We start from the raw sequence: 16477 nt of genomic DNA, 5'->3' as shown, positions 1-16477 counted from the left end.
AGCTGAACATGCATTGTTGCCCCCGTTTACCGAAGGCCCCTTCATGAAGATCCGTTTTGCCACGCTGTTGCTGACCCTGTGTCTGGTTCCGCTGGCTTCGCAGGCCGCGCAGACGGCGCGCGCGCGCCTGGATGCCTTTGCGCACGATCTGCATGCGCTGCGCGGCGATTTCACGCAGACGCTGACCGATGCCAACGGCCGCAGCGGGCAGACCAGCCAGGGCACGGTGGCGCTGCAGGCGCCGCGACAGTTCCGCTGGCAGACGAAGACGCCGTATCAGCAGCTCATCGTCGCCGACGGCAGTCATGTGTGGACCTACGATCCGGATCTGGAGCAGGTGACGGTGCAGGCGCAGAGCCTGCAGGAAGCGCACAGTCCGCTGACGGTGCTGACCGATCCGGGACGGCTGGACAAGGAATTCAAGGTCACCGAACTGGGCACGCGCGACGGCCTGCAGTGGCTGCAGCTCAGCCCGCGCGACAACGCGCAGAACATCCAGTCGGCGCAGCTCGGCTTCGACGCCAATGGTCTGGCCGAGATGCAGTTCACCGACCGCCTCGGCGCGAAGTCGGTGATCCGCTTCAGCCATTGGCAACGCAATCCGCCGATGTCGTCCGCGCTGTTCACCTTCACGCCGCCCAAGGGCGCCGACGTCATCGGCGACACCAGCGGCGTGCCCGAGGTGCATCCGCTCGGCGGTTCCTGATCCGCCGATGGGCCACAGGGGATGATCCGTCGTCTGCCACGCTGGGTCTGGTTCGGCGGCACGTTGCTGGCGCTGCTGGCCGGCGTGGTCAACGCGGTCGGCTACCTCAGCTTCGATCATCAGGCCATCACCCACATGACCGGGACCACGACCCTGGTCGGCGTGAGCGCGGTCGAAGGCGACGGCGCGGGTCTCGTTCGCTACCTCGGGGCCATGCTTTCCTTCCTGCTCGGCGCTGCCGTCAGCGGCATGATCGTGCGCGATACCTCGTTGCAACTGGGTCAGCGCTACGGCGCGGCATTGGTGATCGAATCCCTGCTGCTGTTCGCGGCCGTGCCGCTGATTCATGACCACGCCAATGCCGGGCTGTGGGTCGCGGCGGCGGCCTGCGGTCTGCAGAACGCGATGGTCACGACCTTCAGCGGCGCCGTGGTGCGCACCACGCATGTGACCGGCATCCTTACCGACCTGGGTCTGCTGATCGGCCATCGCCTGCGCGGCCTGGAGGTCGACCGTCGGCGTCTGCGGCTGTACATGCTGCTGTTCGGCGGTTTTCTCGGCGGCGGTTTCGCCGGCGCTTTCGCGTTCGGATTCTGGCGTGAGCGCACGCTGCTGCTGCCGGCGGTGATGGCGGCGCTGACCGGGCTCGGCTACATCGCCTATCGCCGCCGCGGCCTGCGAGTTTCCGACAGAAGCGGCTAGGGCGCGGCCTCGCAGCGGTTGCGCCCGGCATCCTTGGCCGCGTAGAGCGCCGCGTCGGCGCGCGATATCCATTGCTGCAGGGATTCGCCCTCGCGCAGGGCGGCGACGCCGATACTCACGGTCACGATGATCTCGTCCTGCTCGTGACGAATGCAGGTCTGCGCCAGGGTTTCGCGCATGCGTTCAGCCATGCGCAGGGTCTGTTCCAGGGTGCTGTCGGGCAGGCAGATCACCAGCTCCTCGCCGCCGAAGCGTGCCGCCAGATCGTCGGCACGGCAGTGCGCGCGCATGATCTTGGCCACCGCGCGAATGGCGTCGTCGCCGACCAGATGGCCGAAGGTGTCGTTGACCTGTTTGAACCGATCCAGATCGAGCAGGGCGATGCAGGCCTTGCCCGGTTTCGCGTGTTTGCGCACGGCTTCGGCCAGTTCAAGGAAACGGCGACGGTTGTACAGACCGCTCAGTTCGTCGGTTCCGGCGAGCTGGTCGAGACGCTCGTTGGCCGCCTGCAGATCGCGCGTGCGTGCATCGACCTCTTCCTGCAGTCGTCGTGCCTGGCGGCGCAGGTACAGCGTGCGCAGGTGCACCAGGGCGACGATCAGCGCGATGGCCAGCAGCACCATCGCCACGCGGAACGTCAGCGTCTCGAACCACAGCGGGCGCACGACGACGGGATAGTTCGTCGCCACCGTACGCGCGTTCATGCCGTGCGTTTGCGCGCGCAGCTGCAGGGTGTATTCGCCATGCGGAAGGTTGGTGTAGATGGCGGCGGGCGGCGTGCCCTTCGGAGTCTGCGTCCAGGCGCTGTCGAAGCCTTGCATGCGGTAGCTGTAGGTCGTTTCGCGCGGTGCGTGGTAATCGAGCAGGGCGAAGTCCACGCGCAGGCTGCGGCCGCTGCGGTCGACGATCAGCGGCTGGCCGTTGCGCGGCAGCTTGCCGGGCGTCAGCGCGCGGCCATTGAGGGTCGCGGCGGTGATCGCCAGGCGCCCGGATGTTCCGTGGTCCGCAAGCACGTGCGGGCGGACCACGGTCAGGCCGCCGAGGCCGCCGAACAGCAGATGATCGTCTGCCCGGGCCGCGGCGATATAGATGTAGCTGGCGATGTGCAGACCGTCGCGCATGCCGAGGTTGCGCACGCGTCCGGTGACGGCATCGATCCGTGCCACACCGTTGGACACGCTGACCCAGGGATGGTCCTCGTCATCGAGCAGCACCGCGTTGACCTTGCTGCTGCCCAGGCCCTGCGCCTGTCCGATGGTGCGAAAGCGGACCGTTTCGCCGGGGCGGTAGTGATCGATCACCGCCAGACCGCCGAACGTGCTGACCCAGATGCGACCCTTCGCGTCGCGCGCGATGCCGCCGACGTAGTCTTGCGGCAGGCTGGTGTCGTCGCCGTCGCGATGACGCAGTTGGCGGAATCCGCCGTCGGCCTGCGCGTTCGGCGCGATGCTGATGCCGCGGGTGGTGGCGTACCAGATTTCGTCGCCGACGCGGACGATCTGCCGCACGGTGTCGCTGGCGAGACTGTGCGGATCGTCGGCGCGGTGCTCGAAGTGCGTCAGCTGGCCATTGCGGAAGTCGTAGCGGTAGGCGCCTTCGTAGGTACCGATGAGCAAGTACGGATCGGTCCGGAGCAAGGTCAGCACGGGCTTGCCGTCCAGCGTCGGCAGTACCGCATCGTGCACTTGCATCGTGTCGGGGTCGATCCGGGCCATGCCCTGGGAACCGATCCAGATACGGCCATTTGGATCTTCGGCGAACGCCTGCACGTCACGATGTGCCTGGCTTCCGCCCAGACGCAAGTGGCGCAGATGCTGACGGTCGGGATCGATCACGTCGATGCGTCCCATGCCCAGGCCAAGCCATATCCGGTCATGACTATCGACGAACACGCCATGCACGTTGGGATTGGCGAGGGTGCGTGGGCGCAGCGGCGAAGGCAGCACGGAGAACGCGGTGCGCGCGCGGCCATCGTCGCGTGCGACGCCGAGATCGGTGGCGACCCAGCGGTTGCCGGACGCATCCTCCAGCAGACCGCGTACGGTGTCGCCGGGCAGGGAGGACGCGCGCGCCGGATCGTGGTTGTACACGCGCGTGTTCGGGTCGCCGGCGCGGTAGGCGATGATGCCCGCGCCGTCGGTGCCGATCCACATGGTGCCGTTGCCGACTTCGAGCAGCGCGCGCACGGTCGGACGGCGCGCGCCGGCATCGTAGCCGGTGAAGCCTGGCACCGCGTGCCATGCGCCGTCGCGGTCGCGGTAGGCGGCGCCGGATTGCCCGCTGCCGACCCAGATGCGTCCCGCGCCGTCTTCGGCGATCGACCAGATCTGATCGTCCAGCACCGTGGCGATTCTCGGGTCCTGCGTCGTCGTCCGCACGAACGAGCGCGAACCGGCGCGGCGTTCGAACAGGCCACGGTCGTTGCCGACCCAGAGATTGCCGTCGGTGTCCTCGAATACGCTGAAGTTGCGCGGCGCCAGATGCGCGCCCAACGCTACGGTCTGGATTCGGTTGGTGCGCAGGTCGAGGCGGTCCACGCCGCGGTCGGTGGCGATCCAGACGTCGTGCTCGCGTCCCTGCGCCAGCGTGTAGATCTTGCGGTCCGAGGTGCCGCCGGGGCCGACGGGGTAGGTATGGAAACCGTTCGTGGACGGCTCGAACACGGCCAGTCCGCCGGCGTTGGTGCCGACCAGCACGCGGCCGTCCGGCAGGGCCAGCAGGGCGCGCACGTAGCTGTCCGGCAGGTTCGATGCGTCCTTGCCATCGGCTTCGAAGCGCTGCATGCGGTAACCGTCGTAACGCACCAGGCCGCCCATGGTGCCGATCCAGATCAGGCCGTCGCGATCCTGCGCCACGGCGGTGGTCACCGAGTGCGGCAGGCCTTCATCGATGCCGATGCGTACGAACCAGGGCGCGTCGAACGCCGACCACGGCGTGGCCGGCGCGGGTGTCGGGATCGTGATGGCGATCAGCAGCCACCCGAGCAGGAGCATCCATCGGTGTGTATGCGTGAGGCGATTCATGCGGCGCCGGTGCGCGTCGATCGACCATGCGAATGGATCGTGTCGGCCTTCAAGCGGACGTTCCCCGGCAGATACCCTGATGAATGTTTGCGCATCATACAAGGCGTGGGCCTGGCTGTGAGGCCGTCATGACCGGCGTATTGAGGCGCTGGGCCGACGCGCGGCGTCCACCCGGTCATGCAGCGGCCTCGACGAATCTCTATCATGCCGTCATGACGCAGCGTAACGTCCCCACCACGCCGGGCCTGTTCGCCGAGCCGGAGGCGCTCAAGCCGCTGGCCGAGCGCATGCGGCCGCGCACGCTGGACGAAATCGTCGGCCAGCCGCGCTTGGTCGGCGCCGACAGCGCGCTGCGCCGCGCGCTGGAGGATGGACGCGTGCATTCGATGGTGCTGTGGGGGCCGCCCGGATGCGGCAAGACCACCCTGGCGCTGCTGGTGGCGAAATATGCCGATGCTGAATTCCGCGCGATTTCGGCCGTGCTGTCGGGACTGCCCGACGTGCGCAAGGCGCTGGCCGAGGCCGAGGCCCACTTCGCCCAGGGACGCCGCACGGTGCTGTTCGTGGATGAGGTGCACCGCTTCAACAAGGCGCAGCAGGACGCCTTCCTGCCGCACATCGAGAAGGGCGTGATCCTGTTCGTCGGCGCCACGACCGAGAATCCTTCGTTCGAGCTGAATTCGGCGCTGCTGTCGCGTTGCCGCGTCCACGTGCTGGACGCCGTTGGGCGCGACGACATCGTGCACGCGCTGCGTCATGCGCTGGACGACGCCGAGCGCGGACTGGGCGGGCAGGGCCTGGATGTCGACGACGACGCACTGGCGCTGATCGCGCAGGCCGCCGATGGCGACGTACGCCGCGCCCTGACGCTGCTGGAGATCGCCGCCGAGCTGGCCGAGGGCGGTGCCATCGGTCAGGCCACGCTGGAGCAGGTGCTGGCCGACCGAACGCGCCGTTTCGACAAGGGCGGCGAGCAGTTCTACGACCAGATCTCGGCGCTGCACAAATCCGTGCGCAGCTCCGATCCGGACGCCGCGGTGTACTGGCTCACGCGCATGCTCGACGGCGGTTGCGACCGCAGCTACCTGGCCCGCCGCATGACACGCATGGCGGTGGAGGACGTCGGTCTGGCCGACCCGCGTGCCTGGCGCATGGCGCTGGACGCCTGGGACACCTACGAGCGCCTGGGCACGCCGGAAGGCGAGTTGGGGTTGGCACAACTGGCGATTTATCTGGCCATCGCGCCCAAGAGCAACGCTGCCTACAAGGCCTACAACCAGGCGCGCGCGGCGATCGGCGACACCGGCACCCTGGAGGTGCCGATGCATCTGCGCAATGCGCCGACCAAGCTGATGAAGGGACTCGGTTACGGCAAGAACTACCAGTACGACCACGATGCCGAGGGTGGCGTGGCGCTGGATCAGCAGTGCCTGCCCGACGCGCTCGATGGCACCGTGTTCTACGAGCCGGTCGAGCGCGGTCTGGAGATCAAAGTCAAGGAGCGTCTGGACGCCCTACGCGAGGCGCGGCGCAAGGTGCGCGGAGAGTAAATGCCCTCAGGGCGTGTTCGCGGCCGGCGGCGTTTTCGAGGCGGGCTGGGGCGCGAGTTGCAGGTCGCCGAACCAGGCCTGCGCCTTGCCGCCGGTGTTGTCGGTGTCCGCCGCCAGCGCGATGCCGGTGATGTGCGGCGCGGCGTGGCCGAACGCGGCACGGAAATCCGCGGCCAGGTCGCGACTCTCGGTCTGCCAGATGCCGGCGTGCGCGTTGCCGCTCTGCAGCACGATGGTGCGCATGCCGCTGAAGAACGGGCTGGGCGCGATGGTGCCGACGGCGTGGCGATTGTCCCAGACGTAGCAGATCGCCGCGGTCGGCATCGGGTGGCCGAGCACGCGCTGGGCCAGACTGAGCTTCATGCGCTGGTACAGCGACAGGTGGCTGCGCGGCACGTCGAAGAAGACGTAGACGCGGGCGGCGAAGTCGTCGCCGGAACGCCGGTTCATGTCGGCGGCGGCGACGCTGTGGTCGACCTTCCAGCGCCAGCGCAGCCGGGTCGCGGCCGGCAGGTCGAGCGGGTAGGCGATGGCGCCGGCATCGTGGTCGGCGTCGATGTGCAACACGGTGACGCCGTCGTCGCGCACCAGTCGAATCGCCGCGGCGGGCTTGTGCCTCGACATGGCGTAGTCGTGCCAGCCGGCGGGCAGTTGCGTGCCTGGCGCGGCGTCGGAGAAGCGCAAGGCGGTGACGCCGTGAGGCGCGGGAGCGGTCAGCGCGGCGAGGCCGAAGGCAAGGTACAGCAGGGCGTTCAAGCGAAGCTCCGGACAGGGCATGCAGGGTTTCGGCACCCTAGCAGGAATCTTGTTGCCGTCGAGCGCTTCGCGCATCATCCGGGCATGGTCCTCGAATTCCTTCGCGACGCGAGCCGTCGGTGCCGACACCTGCCTGACGGAACCGCTGCATGAAGCGCGCCTTCCGCGCATTGCGCGGCCTGCCGAGCACGGTCTGGCTGCTGGGCCTGATCAGTCTGGTCAACGACAGCGCCAGCGACATGATCTATCCCCTGGTGCCGTTGTACCTGGCCTCCGTGCTGATGGCGGGGCCGCGTGCGCTGGGCTTGATCGAGGGCGTGGCTGAGGCCCTGAGCAGTCTGCTGAAACTGGTCGCGGGCGTGCTGTCCGACCGCATGCGCAGCATGCGATTGTGGGTGATCGGCGGGTATGCCGTGGCTGGCCTGGCGCGCCCGCTGATCGGTCTGGCGCAAAGCTGGCTGGGCGTGTTCGGCGCGCGATTGCTGGATCGTGTCGGCCGCGGCTTCCGCGCCGCGCCGCGCGACGCCATGCTGCGCGAGAGCGTGCCCGCGCATCGGCGCGGCCTCGCCTTTGGGCTGCATCGGGCGATGGACAATACCGGCGCCGTGATCGGACCGTTGATCGCCGCGGGCCTGCTGGCGGCGGGGTTGAGTCTGCGCCAGGTGTTCCTCTGCGCCATCGTGCCCGCCGTCGTGGTGTTGATCCTGACGTTCCGGCTGAAGGATCCCGAGCCCGACCAGGTTCCCGTGATGGCGGGCATGCGCTGGAATCCGGCCAGTCTGCCGCCCGCGCTGCGCCGCTATCTGCTGGCGCTGACGCTGTTCACGCTCGGCAATTCGTCGAACATGTTCCTGTTGCTGCGCGCGCAGGACCTGGGCACCGATACCGAGCGGGTCGTGCTGATGTGGGCGCTGTTCTCCGGTGTCGCGGCCGTGTTCTCCACGCCGCTGTCGGCGCTGTCGGACCGCTTCGGGCGCGTGCGCGTGCTGGGCGCGGCGTGGTGCGCGTACGCGCTGGCCTACCTGACCCTGGGGTTGCTGCCGGCCACGGGCTGGACGCTGTGGATGTCGTTCGCCGGCTACGGGCTGGTGATGGCCGCGCTGGAGGGCACGGAGAAGGCGCTGGTCGCCGACCTCGTCGACAGCGGCCGCGCCGGGACGGCGTTCGGCTGGTACAACCTGGTCGCGGGGCTGATGCTGCTGCCGGCGTCGATCGTGTTCGGGGCGCTTTGGCAGTCGATTTCGCCGCTGGCCGCGTTCGCATTCGGCGCCGTCTGCTCTGGCAGTGCGGCGCTGTTGCTGCTGACCTGGGTCCGCCGCGGCATCGCGCGCAGCCAGTGAGCGCATCGCCGCGCGCGGAACGGTTTGCGCCGTGCCGGGGCCTGCCGCGATAATGCTCGGTCTGCGATTGGTAGAAGGATATTCCCATGCTCGATCCGGTGTTGCTGCGCGCGCAGCTTGCCGACACCGCTGCGCGCCTGAAGACGCGCGGCTTCGCTCTCGACACGGCGGCCGTGGAGGCGCTGGAGGCCGAGCGCAAGCAGCTGCAGACGCGCACGCAGGAACTGCAGGCCGAGCGCAACACGCGCTCCAAGAGCATCGGCAAGGCCAAGGCCGCCGGCGAGGACATCGCGCCGCTGCTGGCCGAAGTCGCGGGTCTGGGCGATCAGCTCAAGGCCAACGAACAGGCGCTGGCCGACGTGCAGGCGCGCTTGTCCGACATCGCCCTGGGCATCCCCAACCTGCCGCACGCTTCGGTGCCGGTCGGCAAGGACGAACACGACAACGTCGAGCAGTCGCGCTGGGGCGAGCCGCGCGCGTTCGATTTCGAGGTCAAGGATCACGTCGAGCTGGGCGAGCGTCACGGCTGGCTGGACGGTGAGGCCGGCGCCAAGCTCTCCGGCGCACGCTTCACCGTGCTGCGTGGCCAGCTGGCGCGGCTGCATCGCGCGCTGGCGCAGTTCATGCTCGACGTGCAGACCGAGCAGCACGGCTATCTGGAATGCAATGTGCCGGTGCTGGTCAACAGCGACAGCATGCAGGGCACCAGCCAGCTGCCGAAGTTCGAGGACGACCTGTTCGCCACGCAGGTCGGCGAGTCCAAGCGCTACCTGATTCCCACGGCCGAAGTGCCGCTGACCAACCTGGTCCGCGACAGCATCGTCGACGCCGACGCGCTGCCGATGCGCATGACCGCGCACACCCTGTGCTTCCGCGCCGAGGCCGGCAGCTACGGCAAGGATGTGCGCGGCATGATCCGCCAGCACCAGTTCGAGAAGATCGAGATGGTGCAGATTGCGCATCCGGATCATTCCTACGACCAGCTCGAGGAGATGGTCGGGCATGCCGAGAAGATTCTGCAGCTGCTGCAGCTTCCGTACCGCAGGATGCTGCTGTGCACGGGCGACATGGGCTTCGGTTCGGCCATGACCTACGATCTGGAAGTGTGGCTGCCGAGCCAGCAGGCCTACCGCGAGATTTCCAGCTGCTCGAATTTCGAGGATTTCCAGGCGCGCCGCATGCAGGCGCGCTGGCGCAATCCCGAGACCGGCAAGCCGGAGCTCGTGCATACCCTCAATGGCTCCGGTCTGGCGGTCGGTCGCTGCCTGATCGCGGTGATGGAAAACGGGCAAAACGCGGACGGTTCGATTACTATTCCCGAGGTCTTGCGTCCGTACATGCGCGGTGCATCCACCATCACGTGAGACCAGGGACGTCATGAAGACCAAAGATCGCTGGCAGCAGGGTCTGGCCATTGCCGAGCTGGCGATCATGATCGCAGGCATTCTGTTGTTCTCGCAGTTGTGCGGGTTCGCGCAACCGTGGCGGTTCGCCGGCTTTCTGGCCGGCTTCGCCGTGCCGCTGATCTGGCTGCGTCTGGTGCGCGGAAAGTTGCGGCGTCAGCTTGCGGTCGTGTTGCTGCTGGCCGCTTACGCTTCGTTCGTGCCGATGTTGCTGGGTAGCGAAATCTCGCCGCGCGTGTTCTTCTTCGGCATGATGCTGCCGACCACGGTGATCGGTGCGGCGCTGTACTTCGGCGCATTCCGCCGGATTCCGCGCAAACGTCCGCTGGGACCACCGGGCGTCTGAGCGGCATGCCGCGCTCTCGCTGGTTCGAGGGCATCGACAATGCAACGGCGAGACGGCCGAGCGGTGTAAGGCACCGGTCTTGACGCGGAGGCAGGATGCCGAAGCGAACATCGGCGTAGCCGATGGCCCGAAGGGCGCAGGGCAGGATGCCCGGAGTCAAACCGGCGTGGTGGCGCGCAACGCGCGCCTGGCCGGAACAACGTAAACGGTGAGGTGGCCGAGCGGTTTAAGGCACCGGTCTTGACGCGGAGGCAGGATGCCGAAGCGAACATCGGCGTAGCCGATGGCCCGAAGGGCGCAGGGCAGGATGCCCGGAGTCAAACCGGCGTGGTGGCGCGCAACGCGCGCCTGGCCGGAACAACGTAAACGGTGAGGTGGCCGAGCGGTTTAAGGCACCGGTCTTGACGCGGAGGCAGGATGCCGAAGCGAACATCGGCGTAGCCGATGGCCCGAAGGGCGCAGGGCAGGATGCCCGGAGTCAAACCGGCGTGGTGGCGCGCAACGCGCGCCTGGCCGGAACAACGTAAACGGTGAGGTGGCCGAGCGGTTTAAGGCACCGGTCTTGACGCGGAGGCAGGATGCCGAAGCGAACATCGGCGTAGCCGATGGCCCGAAGGGCGCAGGGCAGGATGCCCGGAGTCAAACCGGCGTGGCGGCGCGCAACGCGCGCCTGACCGGAACAACGTAAACGGTGAGGTGGCCGAGCGGTTTAAGGCACCGGTCTTGAAAACCGGCGTGGTAGCGATACCACCGTGGGTTCGAATCCCACCCTCACCGCCATTCTTCGCTCAGGCGCTTTTTTCGTTGCGCTGGTCGGCGATGACTTCGCCGATGTCCAGTTCGTTGCCGTCCGGGTCCGCTACCCGGAAATCCCGCAGCCCATACACGCGATCGTCGATGGGCACCGCGATGCGTGCGTCGTGGCGTTGCAGTCGCGCATAACAGGCATCGACGCCGTTGACGCGCAAGTACAGGCGCGAAGACCCCTGCATATCGTCTTCGGCGCGCTGCGCCAGCGTGATCTGGACGCGCTCCCTGCACACGGCAGCCAGGTGTGGCGGTTCGCCCCAGGTCCAGGCGATCTCGAAGTCCAGCGCGTCACGATAGAAGGCCAGTGCCCGCTGCAGGTCGGCGACTGCGAAGATCGGCGATGCCGACTCCATGCGCACGGCGTCGCTCATGCGTGCGGTCCTCCGAGGTTGGTGCCGATGCGCCACGTGACGCCGGAAGGGTCGGCGAGGACAAAATCGCGGATGCGCCAGGGTCGGTCTGCCGGCGGCTCGGCGCGCACGCCATAGCGTTCGCGCAGACCCTGCTCCTCGACGTGCCGCCACCAGGCGTCCACGTCGGCGACCAGCAAGTGCATCATGAAGGAAGCTGCGTGCGCCTCGTCGTCCAGCGAGCGCAGCAGAAAGCTGCAGTCGCCGGCGTGCAGGTAGGCGAGGTCGTCCGACGACCACGGAATCTCGAAGCCGAGGTCACGGTAAAAGCGTTTCGATTGCTCGAGGTCGCGTGCCGGCACGAAGGCCTTGATCTCGACGGTCTGCATGTTCGCGGGCATCGGCGATTCCTCAGGCATCGTGTTCGCACAGTTGATCGATCAGCGCCACGAGCGTGCGCCGGGTGGACTGGATCGCTTCTGCGCCCACGCTTTCCAGCAGTCGCGCATCGACCTTCTCGCGCGCGGTAGTCTGCACGCGCGCGGCGTCCTGGCCGCGTTCGGTCAGCGTGACAGTGAGCTTGCGGCGGTCGTCCGGATCGGTCGTGCGCTGCAGGTAGCCGCGCGAGACGAGTGTATCCACCAACTGACTGGCGGCCTGGCGCGAGACGCGCAGTTCGCGCACCAGTTGCGTCAGTGCGAGCGGATTCGCGTTCATGGCAAGACCGCCAATCACGTACAGGCCGTTGCCGGGAATATCGTCGTAGCCAGCGGCATCGAGGGCGCGACGCATGGCAACGCCATACGTGGTCCGGGCATGGCGCAGGAGCGCGGGCAGCACGATGGCGTCTTGTCGGGAAGTGGGCGTATTCATGCCTGCATTATTCGTCAATTTTCGTGACTGTCAATAAAGTTGACAAAATGCAGTTGTGCGAGACTCCGGGCAGGTTCCGTGGCTCGCCACCAATACTCATATGAGTCATTGAATAAAAAGGACAAATGGCCTGTTTTCCAGAGCTTTTGATACTCGGGCGCTTGAGCATGCGTGACGGCTCGGGGGCATCCACCGCGTCGATGTGGTGAAACGCAAAGGGGATTCGCGCGCTAGCTACCCGTGTTGCATGTGTGCTGATTCGCTGAGCCTGGGATGGGGTAAAGAGCGGCGGATCGTCCGACCTACCGCTGGATCGCGGGCACAAAAAAAGCGCTGCGACGGACCGGAATCCATCGCAGCGCGGGTATGCAACGAGGCGGGATCAGGCTGTGCGGCGCGCCAGACCGTGGATCGTGTCGCGCGCCTTCTTCAGCGCGTTCTGCTTGTGTTCCGGACTCATGGCCACGCCTTCGGCGCGAACGACGTCGATGTCGGTGATGCCGATGAAGCCGAGGAACCCGCGCAGGTAGTTCTCCTGGAAATCCAGGGCGGCGGCCGGGCCTTCGCTGTAGATGCCGCCGCGCGAGGACGCGATGATCACGCGCTTGTCGCCGGCCAGGCCCTCGGGGCCGTTCTCGGTGTAGCGGAACACTTTGCCGGGCACGGCGATGCGGTCGACCCAGGCTTTCAGCTGCGAAGAAATGCCGAAGTTGTACATCGGCGCGCCCATCACGACGATATCGGCGGCCAGGAATTCGTCGAGAATTTCCTCGCCCAGCGAGCTCGGTTCGCGGCTGACGTCGGCGACGGGCTGCCAGTGCGGAATCGGATTCGCCACCAGGTCGCGGTAGACGACCTTCGCGTCGGGATGCGCCTGGCGCAGATGAGCAACGATGTTCGCGGTCAGTTCGCGGCTGACCGAATGTGCGCCGAGAGCGCTGGCGTCCAGATGCAGAATATTCATGGGTGACTCCGTGGTGAGTGGCTACTTCCAGCTGAGGACTATTCTGGTATCTGGACAATCTTCTAAAAAGAGGGCATAAACGAACATATCGTTCATAGAGGAGAACGGTCGTGGAAAACCGCGACGGTGCGCTGCACGATCTCAACGATCTGTATTTTTTTGCCGCCGTGGTCGAACACGGCGGTTTTTCGGCGGCGGGGCGCGCTCTGGGCGTTCCCAAGTCGCGTCTGAGCAAGCGGGTATCGCAGCTGGAGGAGCGGCTCGGCGTGCGCCTGCTGCAGAGAACCACGCGTCGTTTCGTGGTCACCGAGGTCGGCGAACGTTTCCACGCGCATTGCCGGGCGGTGCTGGAAGAGGCGCAGGCGGCGCAGGACGCCATCGACGAGCTGCGCAGCGAACCTCGCGGCGTGGTGCGGGTGACCTGCCCGATTTCGCTGTCGCAGACGGTGATGGCCCAGTTGTTGCCCGAATTCATGGAGCAGCACCCGAAGGTGCAGGTTCGTCTGATCTCGACCGATCGCCGCGTGGACCTGATCGGCGAGGGCATCGACATCGCGGTGCGCGTGCGCGCGAAGCTGGATGCCGATGCGACGCTGGTGATGCGAAGCTTTGGCGAATCGCGGCTGCTGGCCGTGGCGAGTCCGACGCTGCTCGATCGGTTGGGACGGCCGAAGGCGGCGATGGACTTGTCGAAGCTGCCTGCACTGTCGCCGTATGAACACGATGCGCCGCAGGTGTGGTCATTGACCGATGGTCATGGCGCGAGCGTCGACGTGCCGATGCAGGCGCGTCTGGTCACTGGCGAATTTTCGGTGCTGCTGGCGGCGGCCTGTGCGGGCATGGGTGTGACCATCCTGCCGGAGTGGATCGTCGCACCGGCCATGGCCAGCGGCGAGCTGGAGGCGGTGCTGCCCGGCATGGGCACCGTGCCCGGCACCATGCACTTCGTATATTCCAGTCGGCGCGGTCTGCTGCCGGGCGTGCGCGCGCTGGTCGATTACCTGGCCGAGCGTTTGCCGCAGGCGGCCCAGCGCAATCACATGGATTGCCGCAAGATGCGCGCCGGATAGGGTCTGACGACACGCCTTTGGCGGTGCGGACCGCATGCTAGTATCGGCAGCATTTCGGTCCTTCGCAGAGGCGTTCAGCGCATGCATATCGAGACCCGGCTGCCGAAGGTCGGCACCACCATCTTCAGCGTCATGAGTCAGTTGGCGTTGGAGCACAAGGCCGTGAATCTGGGGCAGGGCTTTCCCGATTTCGAGCCGCCCGAAGCGCTGCGCGAGGCGGTGACGCGCGCCATGCAGGAAGGCCACAACCAGTACGCGCCGGGCATCGGCGTGGCGAAGCTGCGCGAACAGATCGCGCGCAAGACCGAGCGTTCCTACGGTCGTCGCGTCAGCGCCGACACCGAGATCACCGTGACCTCCGGCGCGACCGAGGCGATCTTCGCCGCCATCGCCGCGACGGTGCGCTCGGGCGATGAGGTGATCGTGTTCGATCCGGCCTACGACTGTTACGAGCCGGCGATCAACCTGCAGGATGCGCGCGCCGTGCACATTCCGCTGACGCTGCCGGATTTCTCGGTGGACTGGCAACGCGTGCGCGACGCGATCACGCCGAAGACGCGCATGATCATCGTCAACACGCCGCACAATCCGAGTGGCGCGATCTTCGGCGCGGACGATCTCGACGCGCTGGCCGACGTGGTGCGCGATACCGGTATCGTGGTGCTGTCCGACGAGGTCTACGAGCACATCGTCTACGACGGCGCGCTGCATCAGAGCGTGCTGCGTTATCCCGAACTGGCCGCACGCAGTTTCGTGGTCAGCTCGTTCGGCAAGACCTGGCACTGCACTGGCTGGAAGGTCGGCTACTGCGTGGCGCCGAAGCCGCTGTCGGCCGAGTTCCGCAAGGTGCATCAGTACCTCACGTTCTGCACCTTCAGTCCGGCCCAGTTCGCCTTCGCCGAGGTGCTCGAACGCATGCCCGATCACGCCGAGGAACTGCCGGCGTTCTACCAGGCCAAGCGCGACCGCTTCCGCACCTTGCTGGCCGATTCACGCCTGCAGCTGACGGACGTGCCCGGCGGCTATTTCCAGCTGGTGGACTATTCCGAGATCAGCGACAGCGACGACATCAATTTCAGCGAGTGGCTGGTGCGCGAGGGCGGCGTGGCCGGCATTCCGTTGACGCCGTTCTACGAGACGCCGCCGACCGCGCGTCTGCTGCGCCTGTGCTTCGCCAAGAACGACGCGACCATGCAGGCCGGCGCCGAACGGTTGTGCGCGCTGTGAGCATGCGCTCGTTGCGGCTCACGCTCGTGCAGGCCGACACGCGTTGGCACGATGCGGCCGCCAATCGCGACTACTACAGCGAGTTGCTGTATCGGCAGGGCGAGGTCGGCGATCTGGTGGTTCTGCCGGAAATGTTCCTGACCGGCTTCACCAACGAGACCGACAGCCAGTCCGAACCGCTGGATGGCCCGGGACTGCAGTGGATGCGTGCGCGGGCCGCGGAGTTCGACGCCTGTATGGTCGGGTCGCTGGTGATCCGCCGCGAGGACGATCGTTGCGTCAATCGCCTGCTGTGGGTGCGTCCGGACGGCTCGTTCGAGCTATACGACAAGCGGCATCTGTTCCGCATGTCGGGGGAGCATCACCACTACGCGGCGGGCGACGCGCCGTTGACCGTCGAACTGCACGGCTGGCGGGTGCGGCCACTGGTCTGCTACGACCTGCGTTTTCCGGTGTGGTCGCGCAATCGTCGTCGCGAGGATGCTCCCGGTGGCATGGACTACGATCTGTCGCTCTATGTGGCCAACTGGCCGGCGCCGCGACGCACGGCCTGGCGCACGCTGTTGCGGGCGCGGGCGATCGAGAATCTGGGCTACTGCGTCGGGGTGAACCGTGTCGGCACGGACGGTAACGGGATCGCCTATGCCGGCGACAGCGCGGTGATCGATCCACTCGGCGAAGCGATGGTGGATCTCGGCGCGCAGGAACAGGTGGTCACGGTATCGCTGCATCCGGCGCCGCTGCTGGCGCATCGCGAGCGCTTTCCCGCCTGGATGGATGCCGACACGTTCCGTCTCGGCGATCCGGTCGGCGACGGGACGACGGCTTAGTCGTTAGTCCAGCAGCGAGAGCACGTTTTCCGGCGGTCGACCCACGGCCGCGCGCGAACCCTTCAGCACGATGGGACGCTCGATCAGGATCGGATGCGCGACCATGGCCGCGATGAGCGCCTCACGGTCCAGCGCAGGATCGTCCAGACGTTGTTCGGCATACACGGCCTCGCCGGTGCGCATCAGTTCGCGCGGCTGGAGATCCAGCGCGCGCAGGATGCGGTCCAGTTCGGCGGCGTCGGGCGGAGTGTCCAGATACAGGCAGACATCCGGTTCGACGCCATGTTCGCGCAGCAGTGCCAGCGTGGCGCGGGATTTGGAGCAGCGCGGATTGTGCAGGATGCGGATCGTCATCGGCGCGTTTCGTCTCAGCGGTTGCCGTTGCCGTTGCGGTTGCCGCCGCGACCCGGACCGCCACCGCGTCCACCGCTCGGCTTCGCGCCGGGCTTGCCGCCCGGTTTGCCGCCCTTGCGGCGACCGGCGTTGTTGCCGCCACCGCCGCCCGGCTTGCCGGCACGCGCCGCACC

General features: G+C 67.0%; 16 protein-coding genes and 1 tRNA gene. 10 read left to right on the top strand and 7 right to left on the bottom strand.

Translation table 11 applies throughout. The annotated features are described in order from the left end of the window. Positions 1–43: 43 nt before the first annotated feature. Positions 44–706, top strand: coding sequence for an outer membrane lipoprotein periplasmic chaperone LolA (gene lolA / locus LF63_RS08745; RefSeq protein WP_043101072.1), 663 nt, complete (start codon positions 44–46; stop codon positions 704–706). A gap of 21 nt (positions 707–727) precedes the next feature. After that, positions 728–1408: a YoaK family protein gene (locus LF63_RS08740; protein WP_043101070.1), complete on the top strand. Its 681-nt coding sequence runs from the start codon at positions 728–730 to the stop codon at positions 1406–1408. Here LF63_RS08740 and LF63_RS08735 read toward each other — a convergent pair. Next, a complete protein-coding gene (locus LF63_RS08735; protein WP_081945159.1) occupies positions 1405–4401 on the bottom strand; it encodes a diguanylate cyclase in 2997 nt (998 codons plus the stop codon). The genes LF63_RS08740 and LF63_RS08735 overlap by 4 nt on opposite strands. 242 nt (positions 4402–4643) lie before the next feature. On the opposite strand from LF63_RS08735, the gene LF63_RS08730 reads away from it, so the two are divergent. Next, positions 4644–5981 carry a replication-associated recombination protein A gene (locus tag LF63_RS08730; RefSeq protein ID WP_043101067.1) on the top strand — a complete coding sequence of 446 codons (1338 nt, stop codon included), beginning with the start codon at positions 4644–4646 and terminating at the stop codon, positions 5979–5981. A 6-nt stretch (positions 5982–5987) separates the two neighbouring features. On the opposite strand, the gene LF63_RS08725 is transcribed toward LF63_RS08730, so the two are convergent. Then, on the bottom strand, positions 5988–6737 hold the full coding sequence (locus LF63_RS08725) for a DUF3047 domain-containing protein (protein ID WP_235205295.1): 750 nt from the start codon (positions 6735–6737) through the stop codon (positions 5988–5990). A gap of 149 nt (positions 6738–6886) precedes the next feature. Between LF63_RS08725 and LF63_RS08720 the strand changes: the two genes are divergently transcribed. The 4 genes from LF63_RS08720 (at position 6887) to LF63_RS08705 (ending at position 10606) form a co-directional block, all read left to right on the top strand. Next, a complete protein-coding gene (locus LF63_RS08720; RefSeq protein WP_043101065.1) occupies positions 6887–8077 on the top strand; it encodes an MFS transporter in 1191 nt (396 codons plus the stop codon). Positions 8078–8163: 86 nt separating this feature from the next. Then, positions 8164–9441 carry a serine--tRNA ligase gene (gene serS / locus LF63_RS08715; protein ID WP_043101063.1) on the top strand — a complete coding sequence of 426 codons (1278 nt, stop codon included), beginning with the start codon at positions 8164–8166 and terminating at the stop codon, positions 9439–9441. A 13-nt stretch (positions 9442–9454) separates the two neighbouring features. Beyond that, complete coding sequence (locus LF63_RS08710; RefSeq protein WP_043101061.1) at positions 9455–9826, top strand: hypothetical protein; 372 nt, start codon at positions 9455–9457, stop codon at positions 9824–9826. Positions 9827–10516: 690 nt separating this feature from the next. Continuing rightward, positions 10517–10606 (top strand) — tRNA-Ser (locus LF63_RS08705). A gap of 8 nt (positions 10607–10614) precedes the next feature. Here LF63_RS08705 and LF63_RS08700 read toward each other — a convergent pair. The 4 genes from LF63_RS08700 to LF63_RS08685 all read right to left on the bottom strand — a co-directional run bounded on the left by LF63_RS08700 (position 10615) and on the right by LF63_RS08685 (position 12823). Further along, on the bottom strand, positions 10615–11007 hold the full coding sequence (locus tag LF63_RS08700) for a VOC family protein (RefSeq protein WP_052394872.1): 393 nt from the start codon (positions 11005–11007) through the stop codon (positions 10615–10617). Beyond that, complete coding sequence (locus LF63_RS08695) at positions 11004–11387, bottom strand: VOC family protein (protein ID WP_043101060.1); 384 nt, start codon at positions 11385–11387, stop codon at positions 11004–11006. Before LF63_RS08695 ends, LF63_RS08700 begins: the two co-directional genes overlap by 4 nt. A 10-nt stretch (positions 11388–11397) precedes the next feature. Continuing rightward, a complete protein-coding gene (locus tag LF63_RS15260; RefSeq protein WP_052394871.1) occupies positions 11398–11859 on the bottom strand; it encodes a MarR family winged helix-turn-helix transcriptional regulator in 462 nt (153 codons plus the stop codon). A gap of 382 nt (positions 11860–12241) precedes the next feature. Then, positions 12242–12823: an FMN-dependent NADH-azoreductase gene (locus tag LF63_RS08685; protein ID WP_043101058.1), complete on the bottom strand. Its 582-nt coding sequence runs from the start codon at positions 12821–12823 to the stop codon at positions 12242–12244. A 110-nt stretch (positions 12824–12933) separates the two neighbouring features. Here LF63_RS08685 and LF63_RS08680 point away from each other — a divergent pair, with 110 nt between their 5' ends. From LF63_RS08680 to LF63_RS08670, 3 genes are all read left to right on the top strand, one after another. Further along, complete coding sequence (locus LF63_RS08680; RefSeq protein WP_235205294.1) at positions 12934–13893, top strand: LysR substrate-binding domain-containing protein; 960 nt, start codon at positions 12934–12936, stop codon at positions 13891–13893. Between the two features lie 81 nt (positions 13894–13974). Next, positions 13975–15120, top strand: coding sequence for a pyridoxal phosphate-dependent aminotransferase (locus LF63_RS08675; protein WP_043101056.1), 1146 nt, complete (start codon positions 13975–13977; stop codon positions 15118–15120). 2 nt (positions 15121–15122) lie between these two features. After that, positions 15123–15950: an amidohydrolase gene (locus tag LF63_RS08670; protein ID WP_043101054.1), complete on the top strand. Its 828-nt coding sequence runs from the start codon at positions 15123–15125 to the stop codon at positions 15948–15950. Between the two features lie 3 nt (positions 15951–15953). Here LF63_RS08670 and arsC read toward each other — a convergent pair whose 3' ends face one another. Then, entirely contained in the window at positions 15954–16304 is a 351-nt protein-coding gene (arsC, locus tag LF63_RS08665; RefSeq protein ID WP_043101052.1) for an arsenate reductase (glutaredoxin), read from the bottom strand. Positions 16305–16477 lie beyond the last annotated feature (173 nt).

This window comes from Oleiagrimonas soli, from assembly GCF_000761445.1.
In the GTDB taxonomy this organism is placed as follows: domain Bacteria; phylum Pseudomonadota; class Gammaproteobacteria; order Xanthomonadales; family Rhodanobacteraceae; genus Oleiagrimonas; species Oleiagrimonas soli.
This window is presented reverse-complemented; position numbering and strand designations above follow the sequence as displayed.